This is a genomic window from Paenibacillus marchantiophytorum, assembly GCF_014640555.1.
Classification (GTDB): domain Bacteria; phylum Bacillota; class Bacilli; order Paenibacillales; family NBRC-103111; genus Paenibacillus_E; species Paenibacillus_E marchantiophytorum.
Window position 1 is genome coordinate 36,710 of sequence record NZ_BMHE01000040.1, and the last position, 23,658, is coordinate 60,367.

Below are 23,658 nucleotides of genomic sequence, written 5' to 3' on the forward strand. Positions count from 1 at the left end.
AGGGTTGGCCAAGTTCCTGAGAACAGAGCCAACCTTTAGATTTTTCAAGATACAAAGCCTTTTAATTGATGCTGTTTGGATATAAGTTCGTCTAAATCGATCTTCATTTCAAGCGCATCGCGCATTCCCTCCGCATGCTCTTGCCACTGTCCAAGCATCCGCGTCTTCTGCTCAAGCAGCCAGTTGTCCAATTGATTGGCATAAGCCTCTTCAAGTTCCAACGTTCGGAGCTCCATAAAGTGTGCGACAGGCGCTTGAACGCGATTTTCCAAATCGGCACGCAGTTTGCTCTTGCCATCGCCCTCGAAGAATTGCTTGGGATTTTTGAAATGACTTTGCAGCAGCTTGAGTGTAATCTCCGGGACTTCCAGCTTCGCTGATATTTCAGGTGTAACGAATGCTGTTGATTCATACACGCCGCTTTCGTAACCATCCATGACTTGACGAAGCTGCTCCTCCCAGCGTTTGACTCGATTGCCGCTGATCGCATTCATGCGATTCTCAACCCGAAGCGTCGTTGCCAATACTTCTTGCGACAAGTCGTACCCAATCATGCGCAGCAATTCATTCCACGCGGACTGAAGGGCTTGCTTGGGATCTCTGACCTCATCACGGAACGTAGAAGGGTTAAAGGCATAATTGTAAAGCTCGCCAAATCGGTATGTCGTCCGCTGCTTCACATAGTATAAAAGCTCCTGGATTTCTTTTTTCAGTTCTTTGATGTCGGCATCAAACCATGTTTGGGCAACGAGATCAGCCCCGGTTTGCTCATCCTTCTGCAGCTGAGTCAACTGCATTTTCCGTTGTTCCTCGCCGGATTGGGCGCGTTCCAACCATTGCTGCATGGTAGCAATAGCACGATTCAGCTCCAAATTGGCGGAATGAATCGCCACTTCGCTAAGCTCGTTGAATGTGAACTTGACAAATTCTTGTTCAAAAGGTTGAATCCCTGATTGGACAACCAGTTCTTCATTCCCTTTTATTTTCCCTTCGGCCGCCAAGTAACTGGAGATCGGGTAGATCCGCGGATTTCGGATGCCATGCTGGACTAAATTCGTTTCCACGTGCTTAATTACGCCATCGAGTTCCTCCGTGCTTGCCGCCAGATCGGCCGCATTCACAATGAAGAACATTTTATCCATTTCAAAGCTATCTTTCACACGTCCAAGCTGTAAAAGGAATTCACGGTCCGCTTGTGAAAACGCGTGATTGTAATAGGTCACGAACAATATGGCATCGGCGTTCTTAATATAATTAAAAGCTACCCCTGTATGTCGAGCATTGATAGAGTCTGCCCCCGGCGTATCCACGAAGATGATTCCTTGATCGGTTAACGGATTGGAGTAATATAATTCGATAAATTCAACAAAACAGGATTTGGATTCATCCGCAACATAGCCTGGAAAATCTTCTTTGGTAATCCGCAACTCTTGGCCTAACTGATTATGCGCAAGTGACCAGCCTTTCTCTACCGCCTTCAAAAAGGAGTAATGCGGCTTCCCTTTGGCTGTAACGTCCGTTGGCGATAGGGCGCTTATTCGTTTCAATGCGGATGTCATATCTGCGGCTGGCACGCCGAGTATGTCAAGTGAATAGAGCACATCCTGCTCAATAGCGTCCGCTTTCTTCATCTTCACCTTGGCTGTGCCATGCGGCCAACCTTCTTGCGGCGGCATGATCTTATTGATCGCCGCCGTCGTTGGGTTCGGCGAGACCGGCAGCACTCTTTCGCCAATTAAAGCATTGGCGAAAGAAGATTTGCCGGCACTGAAGGCGCCGAACAGCGCAATCGTGAACGTCCGCTGCCGCAGACGTTCGGATTTCTCGCGCATGGCGCGCGCGATCGACCGCATCGACGGCAACCCGTCGATGAGCGTGGAGGCCGCCTGCAAGTCGGCGGCCTTGCGCTCCATGCGCCTGCCGTGTTCACCCGAGGTGAACGCGGTAGGCGCGGACGCGGCTGCCTCCACAGGGGCAGCCTTGACGCCTGCGGCCGCCGAAGCCGTGGCGGCGGCCTGCAGGATCTTATCCAGGGAGGTCGCGGCCAGCGCCCCGCTCAGCGGGGCGGCGGCCGTCTCCTCCAGGGGGGTGAACTGCTGCGCGTCCGGCAGCGCCGGCGCAGTCGGTCTAGGCCAGCTGGCCATGCGCAGCAGCTGGGCTTCTGCCGCCGCCTCGGATTCCTCGAGGCGCTGCAGTTCCCTGTAGGCGCTTAGGCGAATGCCAAGCGCCTCAAGCTCTGCCGCGAGCGAAGCTGCGGCTGGCACGGAGTGCTCGCGCACAGCAGCCGCGAGCAGATCAATCACCGCAAACGCCTGTTTGCGGTACTGCTGCTTCATATCAGCAGCAATCTGCTTCATGTAATTCAACGTATATTCGCCGCCAAAGGTAGCGCCGGCATTCACTTGTGCGCCGAGCCATTCCGTCGTCACAACAACCTGTAAAGCTTCGATCTGCGCGATTAGCGCTGGATCGTATTGCCCCTGGCTTTGCGCTGCCTTCTTCAAAGCATCGCGCAGATGCCAGTCGAGCTGCGCTTCCACCTGTTCAGCCAAGTCCGCCTGAAACGCCGTTAGCCGTTTCTCGGTCTCCGCAGCCGTCTGTGCGGCCCGCGAGAAGAAACCTACCTTGAACCCCGGCTTGCGGCTCTCCAAATAGGCGTGAGCCTGATCCCGAGTCAAGGCCGGCGTAATGTTGGCATTCTCAATGATCATGCCAACCTCCTTGCGCAGGCTCGCCGTCAATGCTTCCGGCAAGCCTTGCAGTACCTTCAGCTCCTCCTGCTTGGCAGCAGCTGTTGTCTGAACCTCCTGCACGTCGCCTTCCTGGCTGATCCTCTCCATGAGCTCCGCTTTCTGCGGCTCATGCTCCTCAGCCAACCACTTGCCGTGCTCAGCAGCCAGATAGCGCGCGGAGGCGTCGATGCTGAAGCTGCGCAGCGCATCACCGCGCTCAATCAAACGGCTGAGGAGCCATTGCAGCTTCGCATACTCATTATGCGGATGGCTCGGCTCCTTCATCGTAACGAACAGCAGGCCGTCCGGTTCAATGCCCCAGCTAAGAAAGGCTTGCTTCGTACCTTCTTGATACTGTGTGAAAGGCAGCTCCCATTCCTTGTGCTTATCAATCATATTGACAATAAGATAGAGCGGTTTGCCCCACTCCTTCATTTTCTTCGTGAAGGCAAGGTTGACTTCAGACTGCACATGATTGTAATCCATCACATAGAAAACAACGTCTGCCAAATGCAAAGCCGACTCCGTCGACTGGTGATGCGCATCATCCGTTGAATCAATTCCCGGCGTATCCAACAAAGCTGTATGCTCGCCTAAAAATGAGATCGGATACGTAATTTCTACAGTTTCAATATCTGTGCCGTTCACGCAATAGGCATCCAATTCATCCAAAGCGATGGTTGTTTGTTTTTCTTGCTGGGCAGCGCCCTCGCCTCTTACCCGGTGACTTACGTGTGCTCCAGGTGCCCCATTGCGAATACTTACGATATTGGCGCTGGTTGGAATGGGACTTGAAGGCAGTAAAGTATGCCCGCAAAGTTGGTTAATCAGGGTTGATTTCCCCGCTGAGAAATGGCCACAGAACGCAATATTCATTCGATCAGTGTGCAATTTATCGAGTAATTGTCCTAACTTATTCGCATTATCGTGATCCCCGGTCGTTTGCAAAACGACCTGCATCTTCTTCATCGCATCCGGCATAACCGAGATGCTTGTATCTATCGCTTGCGTCATTCGTACATTCCGCTCCTTATTCAACATTTCAGCCTATTGCGACCCCTTAACGTACAGAAAAAAATCTCCCAGAGGGAGATTTTTCATTTAGGAGATAACGGCTTTTTCTTTTTCCGGCAAGAAAATTTCAAAAACGTCACGGTGCTGCAAGATCGTGATATCGGAATCTTTGACCTTCATAACGACGACTTCAGTTTTTGTTTTCATTTTGTCTATGTAGTTCTGAGGAACCTCACCAGATTCACTGACAGTAACACCTTCTATGACTTTTTCTTCGTTATCAGCTAATGGTGTATTAATCACTTGCTCAAAAATATCAGAGAACAATTCGAAGCTATTCGTGTATACGGCGATGCATTTCATTTCAAATCCCATCCTTTGTCTGCATATCATTTGTTTGTAATAGTTTTCCTAATTGCGCCTGGTTTCATACGCTTCTTCCCTTCACGGCATATATCCAATAGCGGACATACCGTGCACATCGGGTTTTGTGCTTTGCAGTGATAACGGCCAAAGAAGATCAAACGATGATGCGTCAGTGTCCATTCTTCCTTGGGCACCTTCTTCATCAGCTTCTTCTCAACTTCAAGCACCGAATCATCCCAACCTACCAGGCCTAATCGTTTGGCCACTCGTTCGACATGCGTATCAACGGCAATCGCAGGAACACCAAATGCGTTCGATACCACGACATTCGCCGTTTTACGGCCTACACCAGGGAGCTCGACCAATTGCTCGTGCTTCTGGGGAATTTCTCCATCAAACTTGTCCAGTAACAGCTGACACAATTTCTGAATATGGCTTGCCTTATTTCGAAATAGTCCAATCCGACGAATATCCTGCTCAAGCTCCCCCAAGGGAACTGCCAAATAATCTTCAGGCGTCTTATATTTCTGAAATAAATCCAATGTCACCTTGTTGACGGTTTCATCGGTACATTGCGCTGACAACAAAACAGCAATCGTGAGTTCGAACGGATTACTATGGCGCAGCTCGCAATGTGCATCCGGAAAAAGTTCAGCTATGGTGTCCAAAATATGCCTTACGATTTTCTGCGTCATGTCTTTACTTCCTTAGGGACGTAATATTCTCCAGTTTATCGAATTGTGCGGGTAGAATCAATGCTTGAAAGCGTCAAAATGCGAACATTTTCTAAAAAAATGCCATATTTATTTTTAAAATGAATAAAAAACCGCCTGCAGCAGGAGAAAAGCTCCTAACTTACAGACGGATGAGCTTGCTGTTTTGTTCAAAACCTATTTTTCAATCTCAACAAGTTTGTTATCCAGGACGTAGATTGTAACAATATCACCGCTCACAAAAGAGGTTGGCGCCACAAGCTCAGTCCCTTTATGATAATAAGCTCGCGGGAAAATATTATAAGCTGTTTTGTCACTCGATGTTGTCGTTTTGAAAATAAATTGGTTGACGATATTGTTGTAGTTGTCCACTTCGCGTTTGGAAGCCACGGCAACTTGAATGAGCACTTTATCGCTCGCATCTTTCATCACTTGAACACGATCCCCCACTTTGATGGAAGAGAAACTCCAATCCAAGCCGCCATTCAATTTAACCCCATAGTTGCTGCCTGCATTAATAACTTGATTTTTGCCTGAGAAGTCCTGAATCGTTAAACTTGTGCTCGCTGCATTCACGGCTGTGACTTTACCGCGAATCGGAGAAATGATTTCTGCTTTCACTACGACAAGCCCTTTAAACGTCAGTTTCACATAGTCATCAATGGCAAAATCGGACAACGTTCCAACGGTTTGATCCGCTTTGACAATCGGCACACCATCTAAAGAAATGGCATAAGTCGTATTGGCTTCATCCGTGACCGTCAATTGTTTGCTATTCACATTAATGAGTGCAGTTTTATATAGTGCTGTCTTGCTTGTAACAATTTTCGTTACAATCCCTTGATCGAAGCTGAGAAGCAAACTAACATTATCCCCCACTTTTAAATCAGAAAGCGTGCTGTTCGGCTTATTAGCAAGCTCTACTTGCGGCGCATACGTCAGTTTGAACGTTAGGTTTTGACCGCTATCTGTTTTCAAAGTGATGTCATTCGTTTGCAAATTCAATTGCGTTAATGACCCGTCCAACTGCGTGGACATTTTAATTTGTGTTACAGTATTTTTGGAAACCAACAAATCCACATATTTCCCAGCTGTGAATGTTCCGCCAAAGCTTGTGAATGGAAGTGATGTTCCCGCATAGGAAATTGATACTGTATCCGTTAATTTATAAGCATGTGGATTCCCCGTATTATCAATGACTGTCAATAATTTGGATGTGCTATTGTAACTGTCAATCTTGGCAAAGTAGAGATTATCAATCGAACGATTCGTTACTGTTATTAAGGTGACTTTGTTATTCAACACATCAAGTTTAAGTTGATCTCCAGAAGCAATATCATAAATGCTAGCCGTTGCTAAACCATTGATTTGAACTCGAACATTATCTGCAAGTAAATATGCAGCTAATGCGGAGCCAGTCGCCTTAGTAATGGTAAGGAAGGTCTTGTCATCGCTTAAACCCTTAAGTGTTCCCTCCACGCTTACGCCAACATCCGCTTGCTTTTTAACAACGACTTTCACGACTTCGTTGTTCTTCACCGTATAATCAACGGTATCTCCTACATGCAGGGAATTGATATCCACCAGTGTGTTATCCGCCAAAGTGGCAATCAGGCTGCTTGAGAAACTATATGTTTCCGCTTGTCCCGAAGCTGTTTCCAAAATGGTAACTTGCAAGGCATCTTTGTTCAATGTTTGAATAGCGCCTGTTGACGTTTTGTTTACAGGAACTTGTTTGACAATAATGGATGTATATTTATCTGTCTTCACAATCTTGCTTTTTCGCAATTGAATCTTGCTGCCTGCCACAACATCCCCTAAACTGAGACCGCGCCCTTGCGCGTCAGTTACGCTTACATCGGATGCCAAATCATAACTCTCATAGTCATCCAACGTTGCTTTCATTGTTGACAAGTTTAATTTGAGCAAGCTGCCTTCTTTAATATCCAACTGCAACTCATCGCTCAGAATCTCAACGTAATAGGCCGTGCCGTTAACTTGAACGATGGACACTTCGTACGTTTCTTCCAGTGTCTTGGCTGCAATTGCCGTATCGTTCTTGTTGCCATAGAATACTGCGTTAGAGGACAGTTTATATGTACTCGTATTGCCATCTTTATCCATAAGACCAATACTGCCGCTTGTTAAAGAAGTCAAATAGCCTTTTTTGACACGTGAAGGCAAATTCACTAATTCCTTTTGCGAACGGCTCAAAAATGCCGCCATTTGCGCGCGTGTCACAGCCCCTTTGGGTTGAAAAGTGCCATCTTCAAACCCGTCAACGATCTTGAGCGCGACGGCTGCATTGACATATCCAAGCGTAGTACTGCTGATCGTGCTGTTATCTTTGAACGCCGTTGTTGTCGATGATAAACTCTGCGCCAAGGAAGCTTTGCCAATCGCACGGATGACGACTTCTGCAACCCATTCTCTCGTTGCTTTTCTTTGACCCCATTTGTCTTTGGACTTCTCGCTGGCGCTTCTTTCTTTCTCTGCCTCATTGGAAATGAGTCCCTTTTGAAGGGCGATAGCTACATAATTACGAGCATAATTATCTACAAGCATGAAATCAGGGAAAACTGTTGACGTTGTCATGGCATCGACTTCGCTTTGCAGACCCATCATCCGAGTGGCCATAATCAATACATCCTGCTGTGTAACGGAATTCTCGGCACGGTAAGCACCGTCTTCAAATCCATCAATAATGCCTTCCAGAGCCAGTTTGGATATATGACGAATACCCCAATAATCCGAACTCACATCAGGAAATGAAGTTTTAACAGTCGTTGCACCCGTTTGTGTTGTCTGTGTAGGTTCTGCCGCCAATGCCGGTGTTCCCGCCAAGCTTGTTACGATCAACGAACTTACAATTGCACTAGCCAATTTCTTATTTTTCATCGTTGTTATGAACTCCTCTGCATCGCCATTTAGTTAGCTCTTTTAATCGGGTATGGAAGCTCCAGATGTCCCATCAAGCTGTCTACTTGTTTGCTATCTTTCAGCACATAGACAGACTTCACTTCAGGAAATTGAAAAACGGTTTTTTTGAGGGCTTGCAAAAATAAATCCTCACCTGGTGCGCCAAGCTGCGTTTTGGGACCGAATTTCATATCCAGTTTTAGTTCACCTTTGGCTTTGTCAAATGCAACACTGGTGAATTTCAAATCATCGAACAAAGGAACCGCTTTGGGATCGTCAGACTTCTTGAGCGCATTCAATGCTGATTCATACACATCTGCATCCAGCTTGTAGCTAATCGTCACTTCTTTCTCAATCAGCTTCATTTCGTCTTGATCACTATAAAAGGCTTTGACCTTTTTTTGCTTCAAAGGATCAGGTGTTGGTGTAGGCATGGGTGTTGCACTTGATGTCACCGGTGTCGAGATGGGTGCCGTTGTAGGTTGCGGTGTTGCTGCTCCTGTGAGCTGAGGTTTCTGACCACAAGCACTTAAAGTCAACGTGATGGCACTTACAAGCAAAACCCCATGTAATAGGCGACTTGTTTTCGTCATCTCTCTCACTCCTTACGTTTTGCCTAACAAAATGAACATTGGAAGCATGACGGACAGCTTCCTTCTCTTATTTGAGGCCTAAATATTGCTTAATAGCTGCCGCGATTGAAGCTGCTACCTTGTCTTGAAAAGCTTCCTTGTACATCGCTGTTTCGTCATTCTTGTTGGATAAGTAGCCAACCTCAACGAGCACAGCCGGCATCGTCGTTTTGGTAATTACACGAAAATCGGCTTGACGCACTTTACGATCTGGAAATCCTGTCGCAGCAACCACTTTCTCATGAACGACATTGGCAAAATCTATGCTTTCCGGTCTGTTATAGTACGTTTCAGTTCCTGATACGGTTGCTTTGGCACTGTTCCCATGAATGGATAAGAACAGATCCACCATGTTGTCATTGGCAAAAGAAACACGATCATCCAGCGGAATGAAGGTGTCATCAGCTCTTGTCATCATGACGACCAAACGCTTGTCTTGAGCCAGCAGTTTCTCTACCTTCTTCGCTGTAGCAAGTGTAAATTCCTTCTCGTGCTTCCCGGTAATGGATAAAGCACCTGGATCTTGGTCACCGTGACCAGCATCAATTACCACAGTCAATTGGTGCTCCACAATGGAAGCTGACCACTGATTGGGGAGCTTCGACACTTGCGTCTTATAGTCCGCAGAGCCTTTTAAATCAAGGATAATTCGCACCGTAGCGGGATTATCCGCGAAGTTGGAGAAGCGAATTTTCTGCACAAGCGCGTGCTTGGATGGCAGCTCGCCTGCGTTGTTAACTAGCAATTTTTGGAGTGACTCATCCAGCTTCGTATTGGGGAAATCAAAGACAATTCGGTTCGGATTAGCAAGCTTCATTATGGTTGGGGCAAGCGTGCCATCCTTGGCGTTTACGATCAATTCTTTATCAGTAAGTGCGATAGACGTAAGCAAATGTACATTCGGATCAGGCGTCGTCGGTCCCGTGCCTGTTCCTGGGTTTGGATTTGTCCCCGTGCCTGGCTTAGTCGGTTTCGGCGTTGTTACTCCGCCATTCTCAGGCTTATCGACGTTATCGACTGGTCCTGTAACCGGCTTGGAATCGCCATCCTCTGCCTTGAACATATGAACGGATGAAGTCGCAGCATCCCATTTAAATTCTATACCCATTCTTTTGCCGATGAAACTTAACGGAAGCATGGTATTGTTATTTTCAATGACTGGGGATACTTCCATCTGTTCTTTTGCGCCGTTAATAACAGCCGTTTTGCTATCGATCACCAATTGGATATTTACGTCATCCTTGACAATCGTTACTTTGCGAGCGGCTTCATTCCATGTTACTTTGGCACCGATTTCTTGAACAATAATACGCACGGGAACGATTGTATTCCCACTGACGATATGGGGCGCAACCTCTGTAGAAGTCAATCTTTTCTCATTCATAAACAGCTTGATAACCGCAGGCGATTCTGCGCCAAGCGCGTAAGATGGAAGCAGCAGCATACAGACTAACAAAATCAAACAAAATGCAGGAAATTTCATCATTCACCTCTATGTAATGTCGGAATTGTGGATTCTCAAGTGAAACTCGCAATCTATTATTTAAATTCAGCGGCAATAGGTCAATATTATGAATAAAAATCACTCTCCCGACAGCACAACCCCCGTTCCTTCGACAATCTAGTAATCTATTAGACGTAACAAACTGCCAAAAGTTGCAAAATAAAACGAAAAAAACGAACTGCTGAAACGACACAGCAGTTCGTTTTCCAAGTGAACATCCGCATTAAAACGCAAAAAGCGCAATCCATGGAAATCCACGAATTGCGCTTGATCTCACATCTTATTTGTAGGCCAAACGTTTTTGGTGCGCTTGCTCATAAGCTGTAATTTTTGTTTCGTGCTGCAATGTCAATCCGATATCATCCAAGCCTTGCAGCAAGAACTGACGACGGTGCTCATCGATATCGAAGTTAATGACCAAGCCGTAATCGTCAGTCAATTGGTTGCTTTCAAGATCGACACTCAGCTTGTAACCTTCATATTTCGCTGTGCGGGCAAACAAATCATCCACTTGCTCTTCCGACAGTTTAATTGGCAAAATGCTGTTTTTGAAACAGTTATTGTAGAAAATATCCGCATAGGATGGCGCGATGATGACGCGGAATCCGAAATCTTGAATCGCCCAGGGCGCATGCTCACGGGAAGATCCGCAGCCGAAGTTCGCTCTGGAGAGCAAGACCGATGCTCCTTGGAAGCGATCTTGGTTTAACGGGAAGCTCTCAATCACATTCCCCGCTTCATCCCATCTCCATTCGAAGAAAAGGAATTGTCCGAAGCCGGAGCGTTCGATTCTTTTGAGAAATTGCTTAGGAATAATAGCATCTGTATCTACATTTACACGATCCACGGGACCGACTAGGCCTGTATGTTGTTTCAAAGCTTCCATGTTTTCATTCTCCTTAATCAACCAAAATTAAGCTTGTTGGTATTCTTTAATTTCCCAATCACGAACATCGTAGAAATGACCTTTGATCGCTGCTGCAACCGCCATAGCTGGTGAAACCAGATGCGTGCGTCCGCCGCGGCCTTGACGGCCTTCGAAGTTACGGTTGGACGTAGATGCACAGCGTTGACCTGGTTGCAGAACGTCTGGGTTCATAGCCAGACACATGCTGCAGCCTGCATCGCGCCATTCGAAGCCGGCATTAGAGAAAATTTTGTCCAAGCCTTCTTTTTCGGCTTGAATTTTGACGCGGCCTGAACCTGGAACGACGATTGCCGTTACACTAGGATCAACGGTGTAACCTTGTGCAATTTTGGCAGCTGCACGAAGATCTTCAATACGTCCATTGGTACAGGAACCGATGAAAACATAGTCTACTTTCAGGTCCGTCATAGGCGTACCTGGGGTTAAATCCATATATTCAAGCGCTTTTTCAGCCGCTTTGCGTTCATTTTCAGTTTCGAAGCTTTGTGGATCTGGAACAAGTGCGTCCACGCCAGTACCCATACTCGGGCTAGTTCCCCAGGTTACTTGCGGGATCAACGTATCTGCGTCATATTCCAACACCCAATCATACACAGCGCCTTCGTCAGTAACTAGCGTAGCCCATTCTGCTACCGCTGCATCGAAATCAGCACCTTGCGGCACGTATTCACGACCACGCAGGTAGTTGAAAGTCGTTGCGTCAGGAGCAATTAGACCTGCTCTCGCTCCACCTTCAATGGACATGTTACAAACGGTCATACGCTCTTCCATGGAAAGACCACGGATCGCTTCGCCTGTGTACTCAATCACATAGCCAGTTGCAAAATCTGTGCCATATTTAGCAATAACGCCCAAGATAAGATCTTTTGCTGTAACGCCTGGTTTCAAGTTGCCAGTAATGCGCACTTCCAAAGATTTAGCTCTGGATTGTTGCAGTGTTTGCGTTGCAAGCACGTGTTCAACTTCACTTGTTCCGATACCGAAAGCAAGCGCACCGAACGCACCGTGAGTGGAAGTATGACTATCGCCGCAAACGATCGTTTTACCTGGGTGTGTAAGGCCAAGCTCTGGACCCATAACGTGCACGACACCTTGGTCGATGCTGTCTAGGTCGAACAGTGTAACGCCGAAATCACGGCAGTTTTGGGAAAGTGTATCAATTTGTTGCTTGGAAATCGGATCTGTGATGTTGAAGCGATCCTTCGTTGGTACGTTATGATCCATTGTTGCAAAAGTCAGATCAGGTCTGCGAACTTTACGACCCGATAAGCGAAGTCCTTCGAACGCTTGTGGAGAAGTTACTTCGTGCACCAGTTGCAAGTCAATATAGATAACGCTAGGTTTGCCTTCTTCCTGGTTAATTACGTGATTATCCCAGATTTTCTCAAACATTGTCTTTTTACTCATATCCAGTCACCTCTTGTCATTATCCGCTCTTATTGTTCTTGTCTTACCCTCATAACGTAGTTTAGCACGGAACTCGTCATTGCTCCAAGATATAATAACTATAAGCTTGATAGATTCTACCTATGAGTGTTTCAAATCCAAATGAGATGGTTAGTTTGTTGTATAAGCAATTATACCAGAATGAAAAGGGAGTGTATGTGTATGTTATGGACAATCTTCGTCATTATATTAGTTATGTGGGCTTTGGGTATGGGTTTTGGCATTGGAGGCAGCTTGATTCATTTGCTGCTTGTCGTGGCTTTAATCTCGTTAATCTTCAATTTGGTTACAGGTCGCAGAAGCAGTTAGAAACGGCATATTTCCTCGAGGCTGTCCACAAGGTTAAAACCTGGTGGGCAGCTTTTTCTATTTCAGGCTGGATTTCTTCTATTCGCAGATCGTTGATCACTTATTTCAGCGGTTCCCTATATCTGATATAGTTAGGGTACAGTTTATAGGTAGAACCAATAAACATGACCCATGCAATAACTTTTCAGGAGATGAACTTCCATATGGAACTACGCCAACTACAATACGCCATTCAAATTGCCATCGAACGCAATTTCTCAAGAGCCGCGGAAAAGCTGCATATTGCCCAGCCCTCCCTCAGCCAGCAATTATCCAAGCTGGAGAAGGAGATTGGCGTATTGCTCTTTCAACGCAGCACGAATTCTGTGGAGCTTACGCACGCGGGTTCCCTCTTTGTCGAAAAATCACAAAAAATTCTCGACATGGTAGAACAGCTCAAAAAAGAGATGGAGGACATCTCGCAGATGAAAAAAGGGCGACTTGTCGTCGGCAGCATGCCGATTACCGGATCGACCATTCTGCCCTTTGTTGTCCCTGTTTTTCAAGCGGCTTACCCGGACATCGAAATTTCTTTAGTTGAAGAAACTTCTTCGAATCTTGAAACGCTGACGATGAGCGGACAAACGGATATCTCGCTGCTTTCTTTGCCGCTGCGCGAAGATTCGCTCGTCTACGAGACCATATTGGAAGAAGAAATTGTCCTCGCCGTCCCCCCACAGCATCCGTTGGCGACAAGCAAGGAACCTGTCCGAATTGAACAATTGGAACGCGACTCCTTCATTGCGCTGAAAAAAGGTCAAGGGTTCCGAAAACTCACCTTGGAATTGTGCCAAAAAGCCGGCATCATTCCCAATATCGTCTTCGAATCCAGCAACATGGAGACGGTTCAATCGCTTGTCGCAGCCGGGATGGGCATTGCTTTCGTTCCTTATTTAATTTCCAAAAGAAGCTTCAGCGAGCTGTCTCCTATCCATCTTCCGCTTGAGGGCAGGCCGACCAGAACGTTGGTAATTGCTTATCGCAAGGGCAGATATCTGTCCAAAGCTGCGGAAGCCTTCGTAGCCACAATGAAAGAAGTTATGAATTCAACCGTATAGCACTGGAGGTCATCACGAAGATGAACAAAACGCAGCGGCTAATTCAATTGATGATGGCTGTTAATGAGCGCATGCAATTCACGACGAAGGAAATGGCCGATGAATTCGGTGTTTCCGAGCGCACCATGCACCGCTATTTGCAAGAGCTAAGCGAACTCGGGATGCCGCTTTACACCGAATTCGGCCCGCATGGCGGTTTTCGCTTGCTGAAAAAGCGAATGCTCCCGCCGATTCTATTTTCTGAACAAGAAGCCGTCGCCATGTTCTTCGCCTTTCAATCGCTTCAGTTTTATGGGGCGCTGCCTTTTTCAGCGGAATCTGTGACCGCTCTGAATAAGTTCTATCACTACCTGCCTTCGGATACGAAAGCCCGAATTAATGCCTTGAAAGACCGCGTCTCGTTCTGGACGCCCAGCCGAACGCAAAGTTCACCCTACTTAGAGCAGCTGCTTGACGCAGCGATTGCCGAGCAGCCTCTACTCATAACCTATACTTCCAAGGATGGCGATAAACAGAGAGTCTTGCAGCCTATCGGCATCTACTCATCCAATGGCTTCTGGTATTTCCCCTCTTATTGTTTCCAAAAAGAAGCCATTCTCCTGTTTCGAGCTGACCGGATTCGAGACTTGGAACAAGCCGGAGCTGAGTATTTACCCAAAGACTTTCAGCATTACACACTCGGAGACTGGCTGAAAACTGGACATGAGGCAAATAAAGAAGCTGCCACACTTCCCTTGAAGGTCAGATTTAGTCCTGAGGGCGTAAGAGCCTATGAGCGAAGCAATGGCCCTGATGAACATTTGGAACGCAGGAAAGATGGCAGCGGTTATTTGGCGACCCAGATTCACCCAAGTAATTTGGGGTACTTTTCCAACTATTATTTAAGTTTAGGCAAAGAGGCTGTCGTGGAAGAACCTCCAGCAATGGTCCAGTGGATACGTGAGCAAATTCAGGCGATGCAGATCGCATACGGTACGGTCTCACAATGACTTTGAAGACTATGACAAGAATTGTCTGGGATTCGCTATACGCTTATGAAGAAGCTTAGAAGAACACAAACTAAGCTTACATAAGGAGGCAACCCCATGACTCAAATCAGCAACTTGCACGGTAAAATAGCTTTGGTAACAGGCTCTAGTCGAGGAGGAGGGCGCGGGATTGCGCTAGCTCTCGGTGAAGCAGGAGCAACAGTCTATGTGACAGGCCGCAGCACCAGAGCACAGTCCACAAGATCAGATGTCCCCGGAACCATCGAAGGCACAGCCGACGAAGTTACAAAGCGAGGTGGTCAAGGTATTGCGGTACGTTGTGACCATACGCTGGATGAGGATGTTAAAGCGCTGTACGAGCAAATTAAACGCGAGCAAGGCGCACTCGATATCGTCGTCAATAACGCATGGGGCGGGTATGAGGATTATGATGGCGTGGACTTTCTGGCCCCTTTTTGGGAACAACCCATGGTACGGTGGGACAGAATGTTCGGCGCTGGATTGCGCGCCCAGATGGTTTCCAGCCGATATGCCATGTCAACCCTATTGCTTGAGCAAAAAACAGGACTGTTGATCAATACAGGCGTGTACCCGGATATTGGCGGCGATTATCCTGTGAATGTGTTCTATGATACGGTCAAACGTGCAGTCGCCAACATGTCCCGCACCATGTCTTTGAATCTCAAAGCCAATGGCTTGGACATTACCGCACTTGCTTTGGCCCCGGGCTGGATGAGAACGGAAGCCGTACTTCACCATTACGGGCTCCAACCCGATGACCTTGACTTCCTGAAGGTTGAAGCTCTGCAAGCTACAGAATCTATTGAATATATCGGACGCGCTGTGGTCGCGTTAGCTTCTGACCCGCATGTTCATCTGAAAGCCGGGCAGCTGCTTGAGGCCGGTACTTTAGCGGAAGAATACGGCTTTACGGATATCGACGGCAGACGCGTCCCTCCATTTCGCGCGTAAGTCGCTATGATTTGATGAATAACTTTTGAAAAAAATTGGGCGGTTGGATTCGGCAGTTGTGAAAAGCTGCGATTTTCCACTCGCCTTTTTCTTTGATCATAAGATTGGTATTGATGGAATCTCTGTTTCTGGGAGCCTTCTTCTGCCAACGAAGCTTGATTGCCCCCAAAACGCCAATGATTGCTCGTTTGTCATCTTCCTGTATCGGTATTGTCACGCACTCTTGATCAAGAATCGCCCTAGAGGCTGATTAAAACTCATTCTGTAGGCTGAACATATTCGCCAAGCAAAGCTTGTACATATATCACTGTCACATCAAATGCCTCTTGCATAGGTTATATAAAAGTTTCTTATCGTTTGACTAATTTTTCGTGATAAAGAAACAAATGCCTAGGAGGCGGAAACCATGTCCTTATTACAAGCAATTGAACAGACATTCTGTAAATTGCAGGATCCTTCGCTAGAAGAACTGCAAGCGGCCCTGCATGACATCGAGGGCACGTTAGGAGAAGTGCCAGCTTACGCAACAGAACCTCAGCAACTCGCATATGGCCGCAATGTGATCTATAGCGCTACCAACTTAGAGGTGATTGTCATTCACATCCCTGCGTTCGAAGCTACCGCCATTCACAACCATGGCCCCGCGATCGGCGCCGCTTGCTTAATTCGTGGTTCCTTGCTTAACACGAAGTACCATTTGGATACCGAAGGTTACCCCATTAGTCATGCGGAAGATCGCATTCTGGCAGGCGAGTATTTCACAGCCCCGAAGGAGCAAATTCATCAATTAAGCAATCCGGGTCAGGAACCCGCTGTCTCTCTTCATGTATATTGTCCGCCTCTGCGTCAAGTAGAACGGTATTTGCCCTACAGCGAGATCCTCGACTACGTCATTTAATAAGAAAAGTCGCTTTGTCGCTCTGAGAGATGAGCATCTTCATAACGGTTTTCAGCAATCTAGCGGATCCTAGTTCCCTTTGGGCTTTGAAATGACAGAGATCGTCGTGTGAAAAGGAACTATGATCCGCTAAATGGCGGGAACTGGGGTAAACGTAGCCTGAAAGGGAACTGAGTTCCGCTATGTAAGCGGAATCTGCTGATTTCAACCAGATAATGGTGAAATAGCGGATCGTAGTTCCCTCTGGCGTGGAATATGGCGGTTTTCGGAATTATAGCGCACTGTAGTTCCCTCTGGATCCTTATCATGACACTTTCTATTATTCTAAATAAGGGGCCAGCTTCACTCACCCCAAAACATATAAATTCTTATATTCTAAGAAAGACCTAGCCGCGGCTAGGTCTTTCTGTCAATGAACCTTGGGGAAAACCAAGCCCCCCCTAACGAATTCAATACCCTTTATTCGGCCAAAATCGCTCATTCTGAAAATCTAATGAATTCCAGTTGCTCTATTCCCCACAAATGATCATCATTCTGCCAATAAAGTGCCGGGTAGCGCCAACTCCGTTCATTAAATCTCCAAAGTAGCCATTTTCCGGTCTATAAGCATCATACAGTTCATTAGATGCCCTTTGAGACCGAAACCACCGTAGCAAAAAAAAGCTGCGGTGGACGCCAATATGTAAGACCTAGCCTGCGGCTAGGTCTCCCAGTCCATGTACCTTGAGGCAAGCCCAAGCCCCTAACGAACTCAATACCCTTTATTCGGCCAAAATCGCTCCTTCTGAAAATCTAATGAATTCCAGTTGCTCTATTTCAAGCAAATGATCATCATTCTGCCAATAAAGTGCCGGGTAGCGCCAACTCCGTTCATTAAATCTCCAAAGTAGTCATTTTCCGGTCTATAAGCATCATACAGTTCATTAGATGCCCTTAAGCCCCAAAACCTCCAAAGTAAAGAAGTCCGTGGTGGACGCAAGTAAATATGAGGTGAGCATCACTTACCCCAAACCCAAACATATAAATTCGGTTAAGAAAAACCCCCTGACATCACGCAATCAGCGTCATGTCAGGGGGTTTACTATTAGAACTGAAGGGAAGCCTCGATGTAGGCTTTCAACTCAGAAATCGGAAGACGCTTTTGTTCCATCGTGTCACGATCGCGAACTGTCACTTGACCATCCGTCTCAGACTCGAAGTCATACGTAATACAGAATGGCGTACCGATCTCATCGTGACGACGATATCTTTTGCCAATGGAGCCTGTATCATCGTAATCAACCATAAAATGCTTCGCCAGATCCGCGAATACCGCTTGCGCACCTTCACCCAACTTCTTGGAAAGTGGGAAGATAGCGGCTTTGATCGGCGCAAGCGCCGGGTGGAAGTGAAGAACGGTACGGCTGTCGTCGCCTTCCAGCTTCTGCTCTTCGAAAGCATCAATCAAAAGTGCCAAGGTTACACGGTCAGCACCAAGCGATGGCTCGATGCAATAAGGAACATAACGCTCATTGGTTTCTTGATCGATATAATTGAAATCCTCACCGGAGTGCTCCATGTGCTGTTTCAAGTCGAAGTCCGTACGGTCTGCGATGCCCCATAGCTCGCCCCAACCGAAGGGGAATTTATATTCAATATCCGTTGTCGCATTACTGTAATGGGACAATTCATCATCGTTATGATCACGCAGACGAAGATTGTCCGGCTTAGCGCCTAATGACAATAACCAATTGTGGCAGAAGCTTCTCCAGTACTCGAACCATTTCATGTCTTCTCCGGGTTTGCAGAAGAACTCAAGCTCCATTTGTTCGAATTCACGCGTACGGAACGTAAAGTTCCCCGGTGTGATTTCGTTGCGGAAACTTTTACCGATTTGGCCGATACCGAATGGCAGCTTTTTGCGCATCGTGCGCTGCACGTTTTTGAAGTTTACGAAGATTCCTTGTGCTGTCTCAGGACGCAGGTAAACAACGTTGGAGCTGGCTTCTGTTACGCCTTGGAACGTTTTGAACATCAGGTTGAACTGGCGAATGTCCGTGAAATCTTTACTGCCGCAGTCCGGACAAACGATGTTGTTCTCCACGATCAATTTCATCATATCGTCAAAGGTCATGCCGTCTACGATAATTTCGATATCTTTCTCCGCCAATTTGTTCTCAATCAATTTATCCGCGCGGTGACGGGCTTTACAGCTTTTGCAATCGATCATCGGGTCATTGAAATTGCCTACGTGTCCTGATGCTACCCAAGCTTGCGGATTCATCAGAATCGCGGCATCAAGACCAACGTTATACGGAGACTCTTGAACAAATTTTTTCCACCAAGCACGCTTGATGTTGTTCTTCAGCTCAACGCCCAGTGGACCGTAATCCCACGTATTGGCCAAACCGCCATAAATCTCGGAACCTGGGAATACAAAACCTCTGTGCTTCGCTAAAGCTACGACTTGATCCATTGTAACACTCATTGCTCATTCGCTCCTTCATCTTCTCGTAAAATGACTCTAACAACCGTTTGGCGTTGAGCAAACAACAAAAAAGCTCAACATCCAAAGGCATCAAAGAATGCCTAGGGACGAGAGCCTTACGCACCCGCGGTTCCACCCTAGTTGATACAGCCATATTAGCCCGTATCCCCTTTATCGTATTGGCTCCGGACAGCCTTTTCCTTGAGTTTCTTAGTCTGGGCTCTCACCGTCCCCAGCTCGCTGAACAAGAAGTTATTCAAGTACTATTCATCCTTCACAGCCACAATTGATCATTCAATTGGCTTTAGTTTACAGAAAAACCGACAAAAAATCAAACGGTAAACGGTAATTTTTCATTTATTAATACAAATGCGGACGGCGATCTTCAAAAACAGGAATTTTGGCGCGAACGCGGACAACTTCCGTTAAATCAATCGTAGCGTGCAAAACAGCTTCGCTTTCGTCGCCTTCCACGATAACTTCTCCCCATGGATCAATCACCATGGAATGCCCGAAGAAATCCGTCGTCCCGCTAGTGCCAACACGGTTGCAGGAAACCACGTACATCTGATTCTCAATAGCCCTTGCCATCAGCAGGGTACGCCAGTGATGCAAACGTGGATGCGGCCATTCCGCAGGAACGAATAAAATACGTGCGCCTTCGAGCGCCAATTTGCGGGCAAGCTCAGGAAAGCGAATGTCATAGCAGATCATCGCCCCTGCCGGCACGCCTTCAAGTTCAAAACGGCCGAGCTGGTCACCGCTGTGCAGGAATTTTTCTTCGTCCATCAGACGGAACAGATGGATTTTGGAATACTCTGCAATCTCCGCGCCTTCCCGGTCAAACGCATAAATCGTGTTGAGTACGCGATCTTCTCTTTTATCGGCAATGGACCCACCAATCAGATTTACATGATGCGTCTTCGCGAAATCGCTCAAAAACGCTTTGGTGCGCTCCCCGTTGGCATCTGCTAACTGCTGAATCTCCGTCAGCGCATAGCCCGTATTCCACATCTCTGGGAAAACGATGACGTCGGGCTTGGTCTCATTGTGTACGGCTTGTTCAAGAAGCTGTTCCAAGCGTCTAAAGTTCGTGTCGGGCTCACCGATAGTAATATCCATTTGAATCAGTGCAATATGCAGGAATTGTGATTCTGACATGCGTTGAAAACTCCTTTCATTGGCAGAAAACATCTATCTCTTCATAGTAGTCGAAAATGGTGCCGAACTCAATGCCGAGTGTTAAGGTTTGAATTGTTTGGACTGTCCACGTGCAATGCTTAGCGTTTGCCACTGCCCGCTGGCCCAATGTTTACTAAGTAAAACGATCTGTCCCACATGATAACCATAATGGGAGACTTGCCTTTGAATCGCTTGAAGAACGGTATGCCCTTCACCGCGAATTTGCACGATGCCAAGAACATCCTCTACTTCCAATGTGTTAAGTGCGCTGAATAACACCGACCATCCCTCTTCCCAAAGAGACAACAGCGTTTCCCGCGATTGCCCTTGTCCCTCAAATTCACTGTCGCGTTCCCGCGTTGCTTTTTCACCATCAGTCGTCAAGAAATCCGTCCAGCGTGAAAGCATATTTCCATGCATATGTTTAATCAGCACCTCAAGGGAGTTCGACTCTTCATCTAAAGTAAGATAGAAATGAGCATCTTCTGCTTGAGTTAATGCTTTGTCAGCCAATTTTTTCATACTTGCAAAAGCGCGGATGGATTCTTGCAAGAATACCATAGCCACTTGATCTTGCTCCGCCATTGCCTTCATCACCTTTCCGTTCAATCTAAACTAACCATCGTCTAAACTAACCATAGTGGAAGAAACACCCTAAGTAAAATCGTTTTTTTTCATCACTATGAAAAAAAGATTAATCATGTTACATTAAGGATATTAATCAAAATCCCGACCTACGGAGTGTGAATTAAACCCGTGACAAATTTATCTACGCAAACAAGTGCCTTTTCCATACAGCCCGCTGAACGGATGAAAGGTTTACCGACACAATTCTTCGCAACGCTCGTAGGCAAGGCCAATGCTCAAATCGCTCAAGGCCACGACGTTATTAACTTGGGCCAAGGAAATCCAGACCGTCCGACTCCCCCGCATATCGTAGCCTCCATGCAGGAAGCTGCGGCTAACCCGCTCTATCACAAATATCCGCCTTTCAGCGGCTTTCCGTTCCTGAAACAAGCGGTTGCGCAGCGTTACAAAGAAGATCACAATGTTGATCTCGATCCAGATACGGAAGTCGCCATCCTGTTCGGCGGTAAAACCGGCCTGATTGAAATTGCTCAATGTTTATTGAATCCAGGCGATGTGTGTTTAGTACCAGATCCAGGATATCCGGACTACTGGTCAGGCGTTGCCTTGGCTGGGGCCGAGATGGCTTTTATGCCGCTTCGCGAAGAAAACAACTTCTTGCCGGATTATTCACAGCTTCGCGAATCTGATTTAAACCGTGCTAAGTTGATGTTTATCAATTATCCGAACAATCCGACAGGAGCAACGGCTCCGGCATCTTTCTATCAAGAAACGGTAGCATTCGCTGAGAAAAATGGCGTCGTCGTTGCCAGCGATTTCGCTTATGGCGCTATCGGTTTCGACGGACAGAAGCCAGTCAGTTTCCTGCAAACACCTGGAGCCAAAGAAGTCGGGATCGAATTCTATACCCTCTCCAAAACCTATAACATGGCCGGCTGGCGCGTAGGATTTGCCCTCGGGAACAAAGAAGTGATCCGCCTCATCAATCTGATGCAGGATCACTACTATTGCTCGCTGTTTGGCGGCATTCAAGTGGCCGCAGCAACAGCGCTGACGGGTCCGCAGGACTGTGTAACCGAGCTGCGCGACGTGTACGAAAGCCGCCGCAATGCCTTATACACAGCATTGGCTGGCATCGGTTGGGACGCGCGTCCTTCACAAGGTTCGTTCTTCTCTTGGCTGCCGGTGCCCAAAGGACATTCCTCGCAAAGTCTGGCTGATTTGCTGCTGGAGGAAGCCAAAGTCGTCGTTGCACCTGGCGTAGGCTTCGGTACACACGGCGAAGGCTATGTAAGACTAGGTCTCTTATCTTCGGAGGAGAGATTAGAAGAAGCTGTCCAGCGCATAGGCAAGCTGCATTTATTCGGCTAATAGCGCAATAAAACGGCACATGTCCTACGGAAAAACAGACATTCGCTGCTTTACAAACGTTCGTGCAGCGTGCTATTCTAGATAGAACCAAAAAAGGAAGTCTTCCAAAACTTCAAATATTGCAACGTTATGATGGGAATAGTAGGACCGAGCAGCACGTAACCAGAGAGTAAGCTCCACTGACTGAGAGAGCTTGCCGTGAACCGATTCCGAACCCGCCCCTGAACCGTCAACGAAGAGTTGAACAGTCCCCTACTGTTATTTAGGGAATCTAGAGTGGGGTGCTGCCTTTGGCATGCGCCAATCTAAGGTGGTACCGCGGAAGCAACAGACTTTCGTCCTTATGTGTTAAGGACGGGAGTCTTTTTTTGTATCTACATACGAAGACATAAAGGATGGGGATCGTTATGACTCAGCGCATTGTTGTCAAAATCGGCAGCAGCTCACTAACTTCAGATACCGGAGGACTCAATCCGGATAAAATACGTTTCTTCGCGGCAGAACTGGCGCGGCTTCAGCAGGCCGGCAACCAAGTGCTGCTCGTCACCTCCGGCGCGGTAGCCGCAGGATTCACCTCCCTTGGCTACCGTACACGGCCCAAGGTGCTGCACGAGAAGCAGGCCGCGGCAGCCGTCGGGCAAGCGCTGTTGATGCAGGCGTACCATGAAGCATTCGCATCCCACGGCCTTGGCGTGGCGCAAATTCTGCTGACCCGGTACGACTTCTCCAACCGCAAGCGCGTGCAGAACGCGCTGCTGACCATCGACGAACTGCTGCAGCGCGGCGTCGTACCCATCATTAACGAGAACGACACCGTCTCGGTCGATGAACTGAAATTCGGCGACAATGATACGTTGTCCGCGCTCGTTGGCAATTTGGTCAAAGCGAACAAATTGATCATCATTACCGATATGGACGGCTTATACACGGACGATCCACGGAAGAACCCGAACGCGCAGCGCATCGAGCGCGTAGCTGCCATCAGCGATGAGCTGTTCAGCTTCGCTGGAGGCTCTGGGAGCGCAGTCGGCACTGGCGGCATGCGCTCCAAGGTTGAAGCTGCCCGCATCGCAATGCGCGGGGGCGTGCCGGTCTTCATCGGGCGCGTGCTGGAGCCCGGCGACCTGTCGGATGCCGTGAACGGCACCGGCAAGGGCACTTACTTCGACACGGCGCTGAACAATCTGCCCGTGAAGAAACAATGGGTCGGCTACCACTCGCTGCCCCAAGGTCAAATTCATGTTGATCAAGGCGCGATGAACGCTTTGATCAGCGGCGGCAAAAGCTTGCTCCCGGCTGGCATTATCGGCGCAACAGGAGATTTCCACCCCGGTGATGTCGTCGAGGTGATGAGCAAGGACGGCGCACTTCTCGGCCGCGGCGTCGTCAACTACGCGGCTTGGCAAGTACAAGCCGCCGCAGGTTTAAGCACCGATGAGGTCCAGAAGCGGGTTGAAGTCACCCGCATAGAAGTTATTCACCGAGATGAATGGGTCCCTTTGACCTAAGCAATAGAAAGTGAGGCGTGCCT

Annotated in this window: 18 protein-coding genes; 7 read left to right on the forward strand and 11 right to left on the reverse strand. The window is 47.6% G+C overall.

Annotation, left to right across the window (positions count from 1 at the left end; genetic code table 11):
* Window positions 1-44 precede the first annotated feature (44 nt).
* The 8 genes from IEY34_RS27080 to leuC form a co-directional block, all read right to left on the reverse strand.
* Entirely contained in the window at window positions 45-3,746 is a 3,702-nt protein-coding gene (locus tag IEY34_RS27080) for a dynamin family protein (protein WP_189017758.1), read from the reverse strand.
* A gap of 87 nt (window positions 3,747-3,833) precedes the next feature.
* A complete protein-coding gene (locus tag IEY34_RS27085) occupies window positions 3,834-4,109 on the reverse strand; it encodes an NAD/NADP transhydrogenase alpha subunit (protein WP_189017760.1) in 276 nt (91 codons plus the stop codon).
* 26 nt (window positions 4,110-4,135) lie between these two features.
* Window positions 4,136-4,807, reverse strand: a complete 672-nt coding sequence (nth, locus tag IEY34_RS27090; RefSeq protein ID WP_189017763.1) for an endonuclease III — start codon at window positions 4,805-4,807, stop codon at window positions 4,136-4,138.
* A 195-nt stretch (window positions 4,808-5,002) separates the two neighbouring features.
* Window positions 5,003-7,723, reverse strand: a complete 2,721-nt coding sequence (locus IEY34_RS27095; protein ID WP_189017765.1) for an S-layer homology domain-containing protein — start codon at window positions 7,721-7,723, stop codon at window positions 5,003-5,005.
* 29 nt (window positions 7,724-7,752) lie between these two features.
* Entirely contained in the window at window positions 7,753-8,337 is a 585-nt protein-coding gene (locus IEY34_RS27100; RefSeq protein WP_189017768.1) for a GerMN domain-containing protein, read from the reverse strand.
* Between the two features lie 67 nt (window positions 8,338-8,404).
* The gene (locus IEY34_RS27105) at window positions 8,405-9,862 is read right to left on the reverse strand and encodes an N-acetylmuramoyl-L-alanine amidase family protein (RefSeq protein WP_189017771.1); all 1,458 of its coding nucleotides are present in this window, start codon (window positions 9,860-9,862) and stop codon (window positions 8,405-8,407) included.
* Window positions 9,863-10,160: 298 nt separating this feature from the next.
* Window positions 10,161-10,766, reverse strand: a complete 606-nt coding sequence (leuD, locus tag IEY34_RS27110; RefSeq protein ID WP_189017774.1) for a 3-isopropylmalate dehydratase small subunit — start codon at window positions 10,764-10,766, stop codon at window positions 10,161-10,163.
* A 27-nt stretch (window positions 10,767-10,793) separates the two neighbouring features.
* Window positions 10,794-12,215, reverse strand: a complete 1,422-nt coding sequence (gene leuC, locus IEY34_RS27115; RefSeq protein WP_189017777.1) for a 3-isopropylmalate dehydratase large subunit — start codon at window positions 12,213-12,215, stop codon at window positions 10,794-10,796.
* 201 nt (window positions 12,216-12,416) lie between these two features.
* Here leuC and IEY34_RS27120 point away from each other — a divergent pair, with 201 nt between their 5' ends.
* The 5 genes from IEY34_RS27120 to IEY34_RS27140 all read left to right on the forward strand — a co-directional run bounded on the left by IEY34_RS27120 (window position 12,417) and on the right by IEY34_RS27140 (window position 16,519).
* Window positions 12,417-12,563, forward strand: coding sequence for a lmo0937 family membrane protein (locus IEY34_RS27120; protein WP_189017780.1), 147 nt, complete (start codon window positions 12,417-12,419; stop codon window positions 12,561-12,563).
* 203 nt (window positions 12,564-12,766) lie between these two features.
* Complete coding sequence (locus tag IEY34_RS27125; protein WP_189017798.1) at window positions 12,767-13,660, forward strand: LysR family transcriptional regulator; 894 nt, start codon at window positions 12,767-12,769, stop codon at window positions 13,658-13,660.
* Window positions 13,661-13,680: 20 nt separating this feature from the next.
* Window positions 13,681-14,649, forward strand: a complete 969-nt coding sequence (locus IEY34_RS27130) for a helix-turn-helix transcriptional regulator (protein ID WP_189017801.1) — start codon at window positions 13,681-13,683, stop codon at window positions 14,647-14,649.
* A 96-nt stretch (window positions 14,650-14,745) separates the two neighbouring features.
* Window positions 14,746-15,621 carry an SDR family NAD(P)-dependent oxidoreductase gene (locus IEY34_RS27135; protein ID WP_189017803.1) on the forward strand — a complete coding sequence of 292 codons (876 nt, stop codon included), beginning with the start codon at window positions 14,746-14,748 and terminating at the stop codon, window positions 15,619-15,621.
* Window positions 15,622-16,027: 406 nt separating this feature from the next.
* Window positions 16,028-16,519 carry a cysteine dioxygenase gene (locus tag IEY34_RS27140; RefSeq protein WP_189017806.1) on the forward strand — a complete coding sequence of 164 codons (492 nt, stop codon included), beginning with the start codon at window positions 16,028-16,030 and terminating at the stop codon, window positions 16,517-16,519.
* Window positions 16,520-17,603: 1,084 nt separating this feature from the next.
* Here IEY34_RS27140 and IEY34_RS27145 read toward each other — a convergent pair.
* From IEY34_RS27145 to IEY34_RS27155, 3 genes are all read right to left on the reverse strand, one after another.
* A complete protein-coding gene (locus IEY34_RS27145) occupies window positions 17,604-18,986 on the reverse strand; it encodes a glycine--tRNA ligase (protein WP_189017810.1) in 1,383 nt (460 codons plus the stop codon).
* Between the two features lie 360 nt (window positions 18,987-19,346).
* Window positions 19,347-20,147 (reverse strand): carbon-nitrogen family hydrolase, encoded by an 801-nt coding sequence (locus IEY34_RS27150; RefSeq protein WP_229757863.1) that lies wholly within the window; start codon window positions 20,145-20,147, stop codon window positions 19,347-19,349.
* A gap of 81 nt (window positions 20,148-20,228) precedes the next feature.
* Window positions 20,229-20,753, reverse strand: coding sequence for a DUF1572 family protein (locus tag IEY34_RS27155; RefSeq protein WP_189017813.1), 525 nt, complete (start codon window positions 20,751-20,753; stop codon window positions 20,229-20,231).
* A 171-nt stretch (window positions 20,754-20,924) separates the two neighbouring features.
* Between IEY34_RS27155 and IEY34_RS27160 the strand changes: the two genes are divergently transcribed.
* Both IEY34_RS27160 and proB read left to right on the forward strand, forming a co-directional pair.
* Window positions 20,925-22,127 (forward strand): pyridoxal phosphate-dependent aminotransferase, encoded by a 1,203-nt coding sequence (locus IEY34_RS27160; protein ID WP_189017816.1) that lies wholly within the window; start codon window positions 20,925-20,927, stop codon window positions 22,125-22,127.
* Window positions 22,128-22,534: 407 nt separating this feature from the next.
* Window positions 22,535-23,635, forward strand: coding sequence for a glutamate 5-kinase (gene proB / locus IEY34_RS27165; protein ID WP_189017819.1), 1,101 nt, complete (start codon window positions 22,535-22,537; stop codon window positions 23,633-23,635).
* Window positions 23,636-23,658 lie beyond the last annotated feature (23 nt).